Origin of the sequence: Shewanella sp. 10N.261.52.F9 (assembly GCF_041471165.1) — a bacterium.
Lineage (GTDB): Bacteria > Pseudomonadota > Gammaproteobacteria > Enterobacterales > Shewanellaceae > Shewanella > Shewanella marinintestina.
The window spans coordinates 50,314-64,405 of sequence record NZ_JBFRNX010000023.1; the positions used below are offsets into that span (position 1 = coordinate 50,314).

At 43.9% G+C, this 14,092-nt stretch carries 13 protein-coding genes; 6 read left to right on the top strand and 7 right to left on the bottom strand.

What is annotated here, in order from left to right; genetic code table 11:
* Nucleotides 1-222 precede the first annotated feature (222 nt).
* Nucleotides 223-660, top strand: a complete 438-nt coding sequence (locus AB4298_RS14715) for a hypothetical protein (RefSeq protein ID WP_371987283.1) — start codon at nt 223-225, stop codon at nt 658-660.
* Between the two features lie 68 nt (nt 661-728).
* Here the strand turns inward: AB4298_RS14715 and AB4298_RS14720 are convergent, their stop codons facing one another.
* Nucleotides 729-1,076 (bottom strand): RidA family protein, encoded by a 348-nt coding sequence (locus AB4298_RS14720; RefSeq protein WP_371987284.1) that lies wholly within the window; start codon nt 1,074-1,076, stop codon nt 729-731.
* A 190-nt stretch (nt 1,077-1,266) separates the two neighbouring features.
* Here AB4298_RS14720 and AB4298_RS14725 point away from each other — a divergent pair, with 190 nt between their 5' ends.
* Nucleotides 1,267-1,764 carry a hypothetical protein gene (locus AB4298_RS14725; protein WP_371987286.1) on the top strand — a complete coding sequence of 166 codons (498 nt, stop codon included), beginning with the start codon at nt 1,267-1,269 and terminating at the stop codon, nt 1,762-1,764.
* A gap of 111 nt (nt 1,765-1,875) precedes the next feature.
* Here AB4298_RS14725 and AB4298_RS14730 read toward each other — a convergent pair whose 3' ends face one another.
* The 5 genes from AB4298_RS14730 to AB4298_RS14750 all read right to left on the bottom strand — a co-directional run bounded on the left by AB4298_RS14730 (nt 1,876) and on the right by AB4298_RS14750 (nt 8,875).
* Nucleotides 1,876-2,586, bottom strand: coding sequence for a TorD/DmsD family molecular chaperone (locus AB4298_RS14730; RefSeq protein ID WP_371987288.1), 711 nt, complete (start codon nt 2,584-2,586; stop codon nt 1,876-1,878).
* A gap of 84 nt (nt 2,587-2,670) precedes the next feature.
* Nucleotides 2,671-3,336 carry a DMSO/selenate family reductase complex B subunit gene (locus AB4298_RS14735; RefSeq protein WP_028768110.1) on the bottom strand — a complete coding sequence of 222 codons (666 nt, stop codon included), beginning with the start codon at nt 3,334-3,336 and terminating at the stop codon, nt 2,671-2,673.
* Nucleotides 3,337-3,350: 14 nt separating this feature from the next.
* On the bottom strand, nt 3,351-5,867 hold the full coding sequence (locus AB4298_RS14740) for a DMSO/selenate family reductase complex A subunit (protein ID WP_371987290.1): 2,517 nt from the start codon (nt 5,865-5,867) through the stop codon (nt 3,351-3,353).
* Nucleotides 5,868-5,906: 39 nt separating this feature from the next.
* Nucleotides 5,907-7,931: an MtrB/PioB family decaheme-associated outer membrane protein gene (locus tag AB4298_RS14745; RefSeq protein ID WP_371987291.1), complete on the bottom strand. Its 2,025-nt coding sequence runs from the start codon at nt 7,929-7,931 to the stop codon at nt 5,907-5,909.
* A gap of 17 nt (nt 7,932-7,948) precedes the next feature.
* The gene (locus AB4298_RS14750; protein ID WP_248999592.1) at nt 7,949-8,875 is read right to left on the bottom strand and encodes a DmsE family decaheme c-type cytochrome; all 927 of its coding nucleotides are present in this window, start codon (nt 8,873-8,875) and stop codon (nt 7,949-7,951) included.
* A 737-nt stretch (nt 8,876-9,612) separates the two neighbouring features.
* On the opposite strand from AB4298_RS14750, the gene AB4298_RS14755 reads away from it, so the two are divergent.
* Nucleotides 9,613-10,065 (top strand): methyltransferase family protein, encoded by a 453-nt coding sequence (locus AB4298_RS14755; RefSeq protein WP_371987485.1) that lies wholly within the window; start codon nt 9,613-9,615, stop codon nt 10,063-10,065.
* Nucleotides 10,066-10,177: 112 nt separating this feature from the next.
* Here the strand turns inward: AB4298_RS14755 and AB4298_RS14760 are convergent, their stop codons facing one another.
* Entirely contained in the window at nt 10,178-11,614 is a 1,437-nt protein-coding gene (locus AB4298_RS14760; RefSeq protein WP_371987293.1) for a DUF1176 domain-containing protein, read from the bottom strand.
* 478 nt (nt 11,615-12,092) lie between these two features.
* On the opposite strand from AB4298_RS14760, the gene AB4298_RS14765 reads away from it, so the two are divergent.
* Genes AB4298_RS14765 through AB4298_RS14775 form a run of 3 tightly spaced genes read left to right on the top strand, consistent with a single transcriptional unit; the run spans nt 12,093 to nt 14,077 of the window.
* Nucleotides 12,093-12,404 (top strand): hypothetical protein, encoded by a 312-nt coding sequence (locus AB4298_RS14765; RefSeq protein WP_248999594.1) that lies wholly within the window; start codon nt 12,093-12,095, stop codon nt 12,402-12,404.
* Nucleotides 12,405-12,449: 45 nt separating this feature from the next.
* The gene (locus tag AB4298_RS14770) at nt 12,450-13,175 is read left to right on the top strand and encodes a hypothetical protein (protein WP_371987294.1); all 726 of its coding nucleotides are present in this window, start codon (nt 12,450-12,452) and stop codon (nt 13,173-13,175) included.
* A 2-nt stretch (nt 13,176-13,177) separates the two neighbouring features.
* A complete protein-coding gene (locus tag AB4298_RS14775) occupies nt 13,178-14,077 on the top strand; it encodes a hypothetical protein (protein WP_371987295.1) in 900 nt (299 codons plus the stop codon).
* Nucleotides 14,078-14,092 lie beyond the last annotated feature (15 nt).

The following is a 14,092-nucleotide window of genomic DNA, read 5'->3' on the forward strand; positions in this document are numbered from 1 at the left end:
ACCTGAATCACCTGAATCACAAAGTAAACCAACTTAAATACAAAAAAGATACAGAGAGTTAGATACGGCATAAATTAAACTGAACCGGAAAAATTTAAGCAAATGTCGTTCATATTCTGAGTAACAAAAGATGCTATGTCAGTGACTTTGTTGCTGTAAATAATGCACTTAAAGCATCATTGTCTAGAATTATGCTAATGACATAGACAAAAGGCGCTAACTTTGAAAATCGCAATTTCTGGTGAGCAAACCATTTCTATATTTCAGCTTACAGCAGTATTCAGTATGGTGTTTGCTTTGGTAGGCTTTAGCTATAACGTATGGCGGATGGAAATCACCGAGTACAACAGTAATGCACGTTCGGCTAGTTTTGAGCTGTTATTACAGCTGTCTGAACTTGAATCTATCGTCTATGCAGCTCACTACGATAAAGATGTAATTCAAGGTAACCCACGTCAAGGCTGGGTAAAGGTCAATTTGATTGCCGACTTGAGCATGATAACAGAGCCTGAACTCAGTGTGGCTGCAGAGGAGCTCAAACTGAGCTGGCAATCAAATTGGCAGCATATGGCCGATGATGAAGCCAGCGCACAGGCTGTTGTGACCCAAATTGACGAGACACGCGCTAGAGTGCGTCAACTGCTTAAACGGTTAGATTAAACCACTATCAAACAGAATCAACATCTCTATACGCCATCACCTGATCTCAGTGACTAAAATATTCAGTTTTACTTAACCGCAGCAACAAAGGCAATTTCAACTAAGTAACTAGGATCGGCAAGCTCGACTTTCAAACAAGCACGGCTTGGTGCGCAGCCTTCTGGTAACCATGCCTGCCAAGCTTGGTTAAATACCGCCACGTTGGCAAAATCAGTCACGTAAATCGTTACCGATAACAGGCGTGACTTATCACTGCCAACACTGGCTAATGTTGCTTCAGCTTGGGCAAAAACCTGCTCAGTTTGGCTTAGCATATTGCCTTCTACATCAGCTGCAATTTCGACAAAATGTACCATGTTATTAAACACGGTCGCATCAGACCAATTTGCACATGGGTTAACGCGTTGAATATCCATTGGGGAACCTTAAAAGTCATGGTGATAGAAGCCGAATTTTAACAGAAATGTGCCGCAGACCTAGTGAATTTAGTATCTTAATCCGATAATGCTGCACTAAGCACATCGGGCTAATTGCCAAAATGCTAAACTACTTCATAAGCTTGGTTTAGCCTCTGTGATGAGGCTGTTTATACGAGATTTTAATGAGATGACGTTAAGACGCTCTTTAGGGCAACAATGGAGTAAATCCATCCTTGCTAGTCGCTTAGCCCTAACACTGCAAAAATCAGAAAAAGTGGTGCAACTGTTTGGTGGCGCGACTTCTCTTAGCACAGTGACCAACACCATTTCGGCATTAGTTTTTGCTGAAGGTGAACCGGTATGGCTGCCACCTATGACAAGCGATGAACAAACGCCTTTGGCTAATGAACTCGCCCTTCACTGCTTGTTTGCCGCCAGTCGTTTATTATTTATCAAAGAGATTGAGCAAAGCGAACTCAACCAATCTGAGCATTTAGTGTTAACTATCGGCTATCAATGGAGCCAGTCGTTAATCACCCCCTGCGCAGATAATCAAGATACTGCAGCGCTACTCGACGATAATGCAAAACAGTTATGCCAGTTATTGCAGACGATTAATACCCAACTTGAGCAAGTCAGAAACGATAAACGCCAGTCTAGTCGCAATATGGGAAGTTTTAACTAAGGTTTTTTATCAGGCCACTTACGCCAATAAAACGCGAGTATGACAAATCCATAAAAAAAGCCCGTAAATTAAATTTACGGGCTTTTTAGTACTCACATCACCGCTAACATATTAGCGGAACAAGCGTTTATCCAGCGCTAACACTTGAAAATCTTGCTGCAGTTGCAATAAGAAGTCTGTGGTTAGCAATGCAATACCGCGATAAAAATCGGTGTTGGCATGCTCCACAGCGAGCTCACAGCAACGCATTGCCCAAGGTAATAGGTGCTGCTGTAATAACACTTGAGTAAAGCGGATCAAAGCTTGGTTATCTGTTTCGCTCTGCAAACGACCAAATGTTTGATCAAGTACAGCGAAAAACAAACCAATATGGTCGATGGGCTGCTTGTAATCAAGCTGCAACTCAACGCCATGAGCCCGATAAAAATCCATCAGTTCAACTGTGGTTCTATCGTTAATTAACTGCTCTTCACACAAGTAGACTGAGCCTTGCGGCACAGCTGTCGGTTCGCCTGGCCCAAAGAAAAGTTGGCCGTAGTCCAGCTTTAAGGTAATTAATGCCTTCTCTGCATCTTCCGCGCTCACTTCACTCGACCATTGCTGTAAAAAATCACCCAGCAATTGACGACCAATGCAATTTTGCTCACGTCCGCCAAACTCTGGCCAGCTGCCAGCCACATCACACTCTTTTAGCCCGTCGATAAAGTCAGTCTCAGGATAACGAATAAGACAATGATGCAGTATTCGCGCTAGCCCTTGATACTCAGCAAAGTCCACTGCAGCAATAGATGAATGACTTAACGACTCAGATTTTGAAGACATAATTTACCTTACAAGCTAAGCGGGCTATCAAGCCCGCTGCTGTTGTGCTATTTAAAGACCTTAATACTTAACCTTTAGCTGAAGTTATACTTCAGTTGGGTTAAGAATATCGCCGCCTTGTCCACCATTCACGTTCGCCTTAATGATAAGGTTTGGTGAAGTGATTGATTCAGGTGGTAATGGTGCAATGTGACCATCGCCGTTACCATATTTAGCGCGTAGGTTATCCATAGTGTCAAAGTCTAGTGCACGTAGCGGACAAGACTCAACACATACAGGCTTACGGCCTTCAGCGATGCGCTCGAAACAACCATCACACTTGGTCATGACTTTACGTTCACGGTCAATTTGTGGTGCATCGTAAGGACATGCACGAGCACAGCTCTCACAACCGATACATAGATCTTGTGCAACGTGTACTAGACCATCTTCGCGGCGTTTATGCATTGCGCCCGTTGGGCAAGCTTTAACACACACAGGCTCAGAACAGTGGTTACAACCAATAGACATATAGTAAGCAAATACACTTTGCTCAAAACAGCCATTTTGACCTTCAGTCCATTGTCCGCCACCGTATTCGTACACACGGCGCCAAGTCACACCATTTAGCGCAGGTACGCCATTTTGTTCAGGGTTGGTATTGTTACGGATCTCGTTACCTTGACGGTCTTTACAAGATACATGACACGCTTTACAGCCAGTACACTTAGTGCTGTCGACGTAAAAACCGTATTGAGTTGCTTCAGTCATAATTAACTACTCTCTTAAATCTTTTTAATGGCAACACGAATAGTGTGCTGTGGGTTACCTTTAGCGACAGGGCTAGGCTGGTAGCGAGTTAACGAATTGATTGCGCCGCCTTCGTCAACGATATGGCCTTTGCCATTGCTTGCAGTCTTGTTACCTGGCTTGTACCAAGCACCTTGTCCTAGGGCAAATACACCTGGAGCAACACGTGGTGTGATACGTACAGTTACTTCAATTGAACCACGCTCGTTGTACATCTCAACCTTGTCGCCTGAGCTTAAACCGTGCTTAGCACCGTCCATTGGGTTAACCCAAACAGCGTCTTCTACCGCTTCACGTAACCAAGGTACGTTGTGGTAGCTTGAGTGAGTACGGCCCTTAGTGTGGTAACCCGCTAACTGAATTGGGTAATCTTCTTTAGTGCCTTCATCTTCATAACCGTCCCACGTTACCGTGTACTGTGGAATAGCTGTGATGGTGTCACCCTTAACCTTTGTCTCAGACTCTTGATCCCAGTTAGCCGCACGCCATGCAAGTTCAGCAGAGTAGATTTCAATCTTGCCACTTGGTGTTGAAAGCGCTTTGCCTTCTTTAACGAAGCTTTGCAGTGCAACGTGGTTGTCGTTCATGTTCTTACGGAAGAAACCAATTTCTTGTGCTTCTTTGTAAGTGGCCGGGAACGCAGGAGAAACACCGATGTTATTGCTGTTAGCTTTAGTGCTTTGGTAAAGCTCTTCTAACCACTCATCTTCGTTCTTGCCATCTCTAAAGCCTGCACCAACGCCCATCTTGTCTGCGATCATCGCTGCCGCTTCGTACATAGACTTACAATCCCACATAGTCTCAACAGAAGAAGACATTGCAGTTAGGTAGCCTAATGAACCAGAAGCATATGAATCGTTAACTAAGTCGTTTGATTCTAACCAGCTAGTGTCAGGTAGGATGATGTCAGCAAACTTAGCGCCTGGCGTCATCCAGCAATCACAAGATACGATGAATAAATCTTCAGCATTACGGAAGATATCAGCCGTATTGTTGATTTCAGCGTGCTGGTTCAGTAGCGAGCTATCAGATGCTGACAGAATAAACTTGATGTTAGCGCCAAGTGGTGTATCAAGGCCATCAGTGCCGCGAATACCGTGGCTACGCGCCGTCATGGTTTCGCCGCTGTTAATCGCTTCAGACCAAGTAAAGAAAGAGATGCTTTCTTTAACTGGGTTACTACCTGTTGGAATACCTGCACGAGACATACTGCTCATGTATGGCAATTCACCGTTTGATGCACCGCGAGTACCTAGCTTACCGGTTAGCACTGATAGCATGTATAGAGAACGCATGCTTTGCTCGCCGTTTGCTTGACGGTTAACGCCAGCGCCCACAACAATGTAAGGTGCTTTAGCTGTCATTAGCTTGCCAGCGATGTAGCGGATTTTCTCTGCAGAAATACCACAGATTTTTTCAGCCCACTCAGGTGTTTTAGCGTCAGTGTAAATACCTTGACCTAGAATGTAGTCTTGGTAGTTTTCATCTGAGTTCATCACCTTCGCGTATTCTTGGTCAGTAGCATCGCTGCTCGCTGCAAAAATCGCTTTTTGATCTTCAATTGACTGCTTGTTGAAACCCACTGAATGCTCAAGTACAAACGGTAGAGATTGACCCGCAAAGTTAGCGTGGTTGATCATCACATAAGCAACCGCTTCAGCAAACGCAGCATCTGTACCTGGACGAATTGGTAACCAGCTTGATTCTTTACCTAACATAGAGTCAGTGTAACGAGGATCAATCATCACCACTTCTAGGCCGTTGTTTCTTTGTAGCGCCTGTAGGTAATCGTAACCTTCACCAGAACCCGACTGACGGATTTCGCTTGGGTTGTAAGCCACGCCTAAGAAGAAGTCACTGTCTTCGATAGTAATCGTTGACGAACCAGCAGTACTGCCAGTACCGAAAGTGTGCTTCGCCGCTTCCATCTGCTGCGCCCAAGAGTAGTTACCATAAGCATTAAGGTAACCGCCGTTTAGGTTAAATAGACGGTTGAAACACGCATTTGATGCAAAACCGTAGTAAGCACCAGAACCGTAGCTACGGAATACTGACTTAGCACCATTTTCTTGTGCGTAAACAGCAGCAAGCTTTTCAGCGATAATGCTAGTTGCTTCGTCCCAGCTAATTGGTACAAATTCAGCTTTACCACGCTCGCCAACACGCTTCATTGGTGTCTTTAAACGGTCAACAGCGTAGTTTCTTTGACGTAGTGAACGACCACGCGCACAAGCACGTACTTCATGTAATCCGTACTCATCGGTTACTTGGTGGTCAGTTTCAACACGGGTTACGATACCGTCTTTAGTAAAAACCTTAATTGGACAGTTAGAACCACAGTTAACTAGGCAAGATGACCAGTTCACCACTTCGTCAGTTACTGGCGGCTGTGGCGGAATAACATTGGCATCATCAGAGCTTGAATTACAGCCGGTAACTGTTGCGGCGCAGCCCAGCGCGGCACTCATTTTTAAGAAACTTCTACGTTCCATAATCTTGTTTTCCTCAAACTTATTAATATCTGAATCGACTTATTTCAGCTTGTAGCTGAAGGTCAACATCAGTTGATGGGCGTTGTAATTGTGGTTCAGGTCACCCAAGGTCACTAAACCTGGAATGCTATCGGGAGTGACCGCAGCACTGTCGGTATCAAAATAACGTTCAAACTGGTAAGCCAACTTGACAGCCATTTGCTCAGAGATCAGGTATTGGCCGTATAAACTCACACTGTGGTTGTACGAGTAATAGCTGCCATAACTGTTTGGATTTGAGTTGCCATAGTTGTAGCCATTGACACCTGTATTGCTTGATGAGTTAGCAAATAGATAATCACTACCTAAAATCAATCTGCCATCCATCAAGCCAGAGTAAGTTGCACCCAAACCTAGATTAATGAACTCGTCATTCACTTCAGTGTGCCAAACTGACGCTTGGTCACCGTTTTGGTCTGAATCAATCCACTGCTGACCCGCAAATGCATACACTGACAACGGCTCAGCAACTTGAATATGAACATTCATGTCGTAACCGTAATCTTTAGCCTGAGTCAGGCCGATTTCAGTGGCATCATAATCATCATTAGCGTAGTAAGTGCTAACATCGAAGGTTAGCCACTCAAGCGGCGCATAGCTTGCTCTGGCATTAACTTCTGTGCGCTTGCGATCGGCAAGATTGTACTTACGCATTAACGACTCAGTTTCGTCGCTGGTAAGCTCATTAGCTTGGTAGTCACTACCGCCGCGCTCGCCATAGCTGACACCAAAATCTAGGGTTAGCTTGTCGATTGCACGGATGTTTAGCTTGCTCCAAAACTCATTATCACGAGTCTCTTCACGCTCACCGTAGCTACGTTCAACTTGTTTATAGTCGTAACCAGCTTGTAAGCGGTAACCACTGGCAATACGGTAGCTCGCGTTGGTTTTAAAGGTTTGACGTTCAATATCCATAGGCACGTTTTGTTTAAACGCACCTGACATTGAATTGAACTCGTATTGAGCAAAGTCAAATACCGATGAGCGATTATCACGCTTGCTGTAGTCATAGCTTGCACCTAAACGTAAGCGACTGCTTACTCGCGTGCTAGCCGCTAGGTTTGAACTTAAAGTATCAACCTGACCGTCCCAGTTTTGGATTGGGTTGCCGCTCATCTGGATAAGGTCTTGGTCTTGGATCATACGACCTGTTACCACACGACCGCTAAATACACTCGAAGCTAAACGGTATTGACCAGACAAAGACACTTGATGTGCTTGGTTATCTGGTGTTGCGCTATAAACGTCATAGGCATATGGCAGACTTAAGTCGCTCATATTATTATCGTAACGTGAGCCGTTATAGCTCAGTTCTGACAACCAGTTAGCACCGTCAAGTACCACACCGGCACTGAATTTATCTGTAGTTTCATCAACTGCTTCAGCAAAGTTAGTTGGCGTTGGGCTAGTTAGGCTTGCACTGCGGTGACCGGTTTTATCTTCGCGGTCATAGCGTGCATAACTGCTTAGGCCAAGACCTAATACTTCAGAGAAATCATACTCAAAACCGATACCACTGCGCTGTCTTTGTAAGGCTAAATCCAATACGCGAGTTTGATCGCTTGGCGTAAGCATGCCATTGTTTTGCCAAAGATTGGTCGAAGCATTGCTGCCTTGGTTCGTGGTAATCGTTTGGTAATCGACATCAAGCTTATAGTGACCGCTCTTACCTGCTTCCATAGTCACAAAGCCGTTATCCATACCCAACTGGTGAGCTTGAACTTTTGCTTTGTAGCCACTTTGCTGATAAGCAAGATCGGCATTCACACCAGCGATAGCGCCGTCTTCTCCGGTGCCAAACTGATTGATAGCATGGTTGTCATCAGCATCAACCGCGCCAACACTCACGCCAACACTGCCAGTGTAGCCTTGGGTTTCAACACAACGCTTACACTGATAGTTAGCCGTTTTGCCTTCGGCGATATTGGCGTTTTGCACACCAAAATCAGCCGCAAACGCGCTGGTTCCTGCACCTAGCAACGCTAAGGTGATCAGGTTTAATGAAAAAGGGTTAATTAAACGCATATTTGTCACTCCTAGACTTAACGGGCAAAGTTGCTGCCAGCAGGATGGTTAGAACCATGGATCTTGCTGTGGCAATTTAAACAACTCTTACCCGCACTGAATGCATCTAGACCAGCTTGGCTTGTCATGCGGCTTGCATGGCCATCGTCTGCGTGACATTGCTGACATAACTGCGGAGTACGCGACTTAAGTAAGTTGTCGTTAACACTACCGTGCGGTGTATGACAGCTTGAACAATCTTCCATTACCGGCGCATGCTCCCATAGGAATGGACCACGTTTGTCGGCATGACACTCAGCACAAGTTTCATTAAGGCTTGGCTTAATCAACGCACTTTCGGTCATAGAACCGTGTGGGTTGTGACAATCAATACACGTCATCTGGTCCCACTTCATTGGGTGTGATGAACGCTTGTTCATGTCAGCTTTAGCGCGGGTATGACAAGAAGTACAAGTGTCGTTAACCGTTAAACGGTCAAGAGCAGGATCTTTTGCCGCATGAACGTTATGACAATCACTACAAGCCACTTCTTCTAGATTGTGAGTACTGTTATGCCATGCCATCTGTTTAGGGTCGTTATGACAACCTTGGCAAACACTGTTTTGCGTTTCAGCAGGTAGCTTGCTGTCAGGACTGAAGCTAATCATTGGCTCTTTACCACCACGATTATGCTTACCTAACGGGCCATGACATGCTTCACACTGAATACCGGCCATAGGAGACTTGCTGTTATTCATGTCACCGTGAACACCGTCAAAAATCTCCATGACTTTGGTATTCTTCTTATGACACATCAGGCAAGAGTCAGCCCCTTTCGGAGAGTATTTACCTTCGGCAAATTTTTCGGTTAGTTTTTGCTCGAGTTGAGCTGAATCAAGCTTATCCCAAGGTGTTGCTTTAACAGGAGCAACACAAATAAGCAGCGTGAGTAAACTGCTAGCCATTAACTTGGCCACAAGACTCACTGACTTTATGGTTTTTCTACTGGACATTAACTTACAGGCCGGTTGTATATCGAAGTGGGTATTTTATTCTTTAGCGATATCTGACTTCAACAATCCGCATATCTGCCAACAACTTGAGGCATGACGCGTATTTTATAGAAATACGTTCGCTGGCTCACACTATAAAGATCTATTTAAGCCGCACCTTATAAAAGTTAAAATGCATCAAACAACATTAAATCAATGAGATACAAAACAAACAATAATGATTATCATCATCACGAGTTACTAATATAGATTATAATTGTTAAGCAATTGATTTTGCGCGGTGAGATTTTTGAAGCTAGATCACGAAGATTTTTCGAACTATTCCGCAACTAAACAGAGATACCTCCAAATAAGTAAACGTAATGTTTAATAAACCAATAAAATACGTTATACAAAGCCATTTAATTATAACTTAATCATCTAAATAACGAGTCAAAGCCAAAAACAACAGACTAAACAGCCTGTGTATTACAAAGATAAAAGTACTTTCTCCGCTAAACCTTATTAGCAGAGAAGGTCGTCAACACTGTTTCTTATAATTAACCAAAGACTATTTATTGATAGGCTTGATTAACCTATTATTTTGTTAACATCTCAAATAACTCACAGGACGAGTTTTGTCGATTTTCACTAACAGATTAGAAAATACAATCCCGCCTCCAATTGTCGCTTTTGTTTTTGCTAGCATCATGTGGGCAATGACATTACTCACTCCAGCACTAACTCAAAATCCAGCTAATGGCGTAAGCCCAGACCTGTTTTATACGAGTACTGCGACGCTGGCCGTCATAAGGCTAATCGCCATATGCAGCTTTTTGGGTTTAGGTATCATTGCGGCCATCGCTGGCGTTATCAGCTTTCGACAGGCACGCACTACAGTTAACCCACTCAAACCTGAATCCACTTCTGCACTCGTCACCTCTGGCATGTATAAATTCAGCCGTAACCCTATGTATTTAGGTATGGCATTAGCTTTATGTGCTTGGGCTATTTATTTAGCTTCACTTTGCAGCGTGCTCGGAATTATAGGCTTTATGCTTTATATGCAGCGCTTTCAGATTGCGCCGGAAGAACGCGCACTGGAAGTGATATTTGGTCAGACGTTTATAGACTATAAAAAGCGAGTCAGACCTTGGATTTGACCCAAATAAAATAAAAGTAAATAGAATAGAAACAAAATAGAAAAGAAATCACATTGCTTGATAAGAGCCGATTATCATCTCTAGATATCGGCTCTCAATAACTTTTGAGCAATTAAAAGTCGCGGAAAATAAGCGACTCTTTAGTTAACTGCAGCTCCCTTAAGCGCTTTTGTGTTAGCTCAATCTTACAGCCTACCAATACAGGCATCGCCATAGAACCTTCAACATATGTCAGCATCTCAGCCTTACAAACATCATTACGATACGTTAACCAAGAGGCCTGCGCCTGACTATAGGCGGTGCTTAACTCACTATTACTTGCCACGTGTTCAAGGGCACTAATAGATTTAATAACCTCGGTGAGTTTCCACTCGACATTAGCTAACTCTCGCAGACCGCACTTAGTCATACCTTCTGTGCTATAAGCTTGCTCAGACAGACAATCAAATCCTGCGGCTGGATCATCACCAACAATCACCGTGCTCACTGTGGTAGGGATATACCAAGCCCCACCAGCCGCAATCTCTCGGCAGGCTCCGGTAGAATAAGAATCAGCTAAAACAAACTCACTGCCGTTCCAAATATAGCGTCTTGCAGACACGCAATCTCCTACACCGCGCCCACGCATAAACTCATCAATCACGCCATTAGCATAATTCACCGCACTGTCAGTGACTAACACAGGTTCGGTCTCAAAGTTATCATCAACCAGCCACACAGCTTCGCCATAGTTATATGCAGCGAACCAACACATAGTTGACACTACAAGCTTATTTGATGTCAGCCTGGCAACCTCAAGCTTTAAAGGCTCGTCTTCTGCTGGGACATTATCACAGGCGTTATCAAGTGCTGCTCTCATTCTAAGGATAAAGTCTGCATCTGTGGCCAATGCAAGATCTGCCGCAGTTGTAACGGGTATTGGCTGAGCGGGTACCGAAATAACAGGCGCTTGCTTTGGCTGCACCAAATTGTTGCTACGAACGCCTTTTTTCACAATCGCAAAAGGCGTGTTAACCAAGCTTTGATAATCGTCCATTTTTAATAAAACAGCAGTAGAGCCTTTAGTTGATAATCGCCACACTTTGTCCGCACTATCGATAAATTTAATCGACGCTTGGCCCTTCATGGTTAGTGCATTGAGTAATTGGCTAACTTGTTCCTTGCTTAGCTCATGCTCACCACTAAAGCTGAGGTCCATCTCTTCATAAGCTGGCAACTCAGGGCCTAATTGGCTTTGATAGTTATCATTAATGCTAAGCGTGATTGTTTCAGTAGACTTGTCACGGTTGTCAGTCGAATCCATTACAATCTGACCAAACTTCACTTTCGCGGTCAGCTGGGCGTCAGCTCCCGCAGCTCGCTCTAATATCACAGAAACCGGAGCGTACTCATCAAGTTTATGTTGGTGTTCAGGATTATGGTAACCCACTGTACGGCAAGTGTGAGTATTATCGCAGGTGACTTGCCAGTCACCATGAGAAAAGCTCTGCACCTGCGACGCTAACGTAAATGGAGAGGTAAACATTGAGACAAATATTGAAACAAACATGGAACCAGATCTTACTGTTTTCGAAAACGGCATCATTAAACACTCCAAACTATAAATTTAATTGGCAATCCTTTGCGTAAGCCTAAACTTCTGTTACTTGCCAATAGCAGATGACTTTTCGATAAAAAAACTATCCAACAAAAAATTAATGCTAACAAGTTAATTTATATCGTTTTGCTAAACACCCTACGCCTTAATGACGCCGCCATTGTGAATAGATAACAGCCAAGGGTATTCAACCTGAAAGCATTTTTGTGACCCGCATCACAAAACAAAAGGCGTTATAACAATTTACAATTCATACACTTGTAATCATAAAGCGACTATCGATATGGTGCCCGCACTCAATAGTGCGGGCCCTAAGTTAATCCAGGCCATTAGATATGCATTTATCTAAAAAGCATTTATTAACATGCTATTTAAAACTGCATTAATAAAAACAATCATTCATAAAAACAGTAAATCGGACTAATACAATATGCCAGATGCTACCTCAACATTGATGCAGACTCCTCTTGGCAAGGCCCTGTTTGTTATTGCTATACCGCTGCTGCAATTTATTGGCCCCAACTTTCTGATCGGTGTGGCACGGGTCGACCACGAAGGTGTAGGCACAGGTCTAGTGTTTATCTTTAAATGCTTAATTTGGGTAAGCGCACTGGTGATTGGCAGTTTGGTGTTTTCCAAGGTTTATTATAAAAGCCTCCGCTACGGTTTATGGGCAAATACTGCACTCGCTCTTTATATCCTTTACCTACTATCACAAAACCTGCCCTACCTTTTATCGTAACGTATTAGGCTCAAGGACTCTCAACACCACAAGCTAAGGAACTGCATGGGTAATATCTTCGCGCCAAAAACCACCAGAACACAAAAAGTGCTGGGATACTTTTTTATGTTACTGCTGGCTTTGATGATGGTTGCCGTGTTTAGCGATACCCTAGTTAATGATGTGCTTTACGAGCCACTCAGCTTTTTTGCCGCTTCGCTATCGGTGCTTTTGCTTTTTGCGCTGTTTTGGGGATTAAGGCAGAAAAATTCATGGCTAAGAGTAAACCTCGATAATCAACCTCGCAGCCCGATAAAAGTTATCTTATCTGTCACTATCGGCATTCCCATTTTATTGCATTTTTCAATAGCTAAAGGGTTACCAGTACTGCTACATAGCTTTGTTGCCGATAAAGCTGTCGTCATTGCTACGATTGATGATAAACGTTTTGGCTATTACAGCCGCACCTGTGATGGCGGTTTATACCTGCAAGGCTACCGTTTCTGGGGCAACGATTATATTTGCGGCATTAGTAAACAGGATTGGGATAGTTATCAATCTGGCGACAAGCTCGCGCTGTATGGTGAAAACTCACTATTTGGGTTTACCTACCAAAAATACACCCTGCTCACCGATGAGTTATTACAACAGATAATCGCACAATCAGCCGCCTTAAGAGCACAGGCCATAACGAGTAATAAAGGCATGAACCTTGAACAAGCGCGCAAGTTTATTGCAGATTCAGATCCTGCTCCAGACTCAAACTCAGACTCAAAAAGGTTGCCTCAATAATCATGTTTATATTAACGAACACTGGGTCTAACTCCCTATTAGCAACTTATATTGCAAGCATCGGTTTACTCAGCGGTTGTAGCTTGTTGCCAAGCAATGCTGATGCTGAAAATGCGCTAAAAATTCAAACTTTGATGACCGATTTAGGCAGTTGTCAGTTTGATGAGCATGAACGTAAAACCATGTACCAAGCCGCTAGTGCGGGGAACCGAATCCCTTTTCCTTTACTGATTTGTGAAGGTAAGCGCAGTGACTCCTATAGTCAGCGCTGGTTGCAAAGCCGCCGCAGTGTTGATTACAACATTCTTGGCAGCTACTTTGAGGCGACAGACACAAAATTGAGTAGCAGTCATGCTGGTTACGGTGCTGCACTGATTGAAATCACCATGCCTGACTGGGGCGCTGTATGCAGCAACCAAGGCTATGACGAAACAACCTGTGACCACATGGTTTATGGCATCAATGCACCGCACATAGATAACGTTTCAAAAAACAAAGCACTGCAGCTTGAGCTTTATCAAATGAAATTAGCGCAAGTCAAAACCATCCCAGTGATTAAAGACACTATTTTAATGCCCCTCAAACATAATGCTAAAGGTCAATTAATTGCTAACTGGGTAGAAGATGCCGGCGCACAAAGAACCTCTCGGGCACTGGCCGACAAGCTTGGTGAAGTGATTAACAATAACGGTAAACCAATACCTATTAGCAGTTATAACCAGCAATATGATTTGCTGCAGCAACAAGACTTACCGCAGCAATATCGAGGCGTGTTTTATTACGCGACACCGCAATATATCGATTACAGCAATCGACCGCTGCCGCAATACGCTATCCCGCTACGTAAAGGCGTACAAGTTAGAGGTTATAAAACCTCGATTTATCGCGCCCTTGCTAATTAATAAAATCACCAGAAC

Excerpts from the sequence above, each read along its gene's own strand:
- AB4298_RS14720 (WP_371987284.1), bottom strand. The coding sequence starts at position 1,076 with ATGGATATTCAACGCGTTAACCCATGTGCAAATTGGTCTGATGCGACC.
- AB4298_RS14725 (WP_371987286.1), top strand. The coding sequence starts at position 1,267 with ATGACGTTAAGACGCTCTTTAGGGCAACAATGGAGTAAATCCATCCTT.
- AB4298_RS14730 (WP_371987288.1), bottom strand. The coding sequence starts at position 2,586 with ATGTCTTCAAAATCTGAGTCGTTAAGTCATTCATCTATTGCTGCAGTG.
- AB4298_RS14735 (WP_028768110.1), bottom strand. The coding sequence starts at position 3,336 with ATGACTGAAGCAACTCAATACGGTTTTTACGTCGACAGCACTAAGTGT.
- AB4298_RS14740 (WP_371987290.1), bottom strand. The coding sequence starts at position 5,867 with ATGGAACGTAGAAGTTTCTTAAAAATGAGTGCCGCGCTGGGCTGCGCC.
- AB4298_RS14745 (WP_371987291.1), bottom strand. The coding sequence starts at position 7,931 with ATGCGTTTAATTAACCCTTTTTCATTAAACCTGATCACCTTAGCGTTG.
- AB4298_RS14750 (WP_248999592.1), bottom strand. The coding sequence starts at position 8,875 with ATGGCTAGCAGTTTACTCACGCTGCTTATTTGTGTTGCTCCTGTTAAA.
- AB4298_RS14755 (WP_371987485.1), top strand. The coding sequence starts at position 9,613 with ATGTGGGCAATGACATTACTCACTCCAGCACTAACTCAAAATCCAGCT.
- AB4298_RS14760 (WP_371987293.1), bottom strand. The coding sequence starts at position 11,614 with ATGTTTGTTTCAATATTTGTCTCAATGTTTACCTCTCCATTTACGTTA.
- AB4298_RS14765 (WP_248999594.1), top strand. The coding sequence starts at position 12,093 with ATGCCAGATGCTACCTCAACATTGATGCAGACTCCTCTTGGCAAGGCC.
- AB4298_RS14770 (WP_371987294.1), top strand. The coding sequence starts at position 12,450 with ATGGGTAATATCTTCGCGCCAAAAACCACCAGAACACAAAAAGTGCTG.
- AB4298_RS14775 (WP_371987295.1), top strand. The coding sequence starts at position 13,178 with ATGTTTATATTAACGAACACTGGGTCTAACTCCCTATTAGCAACTTAT.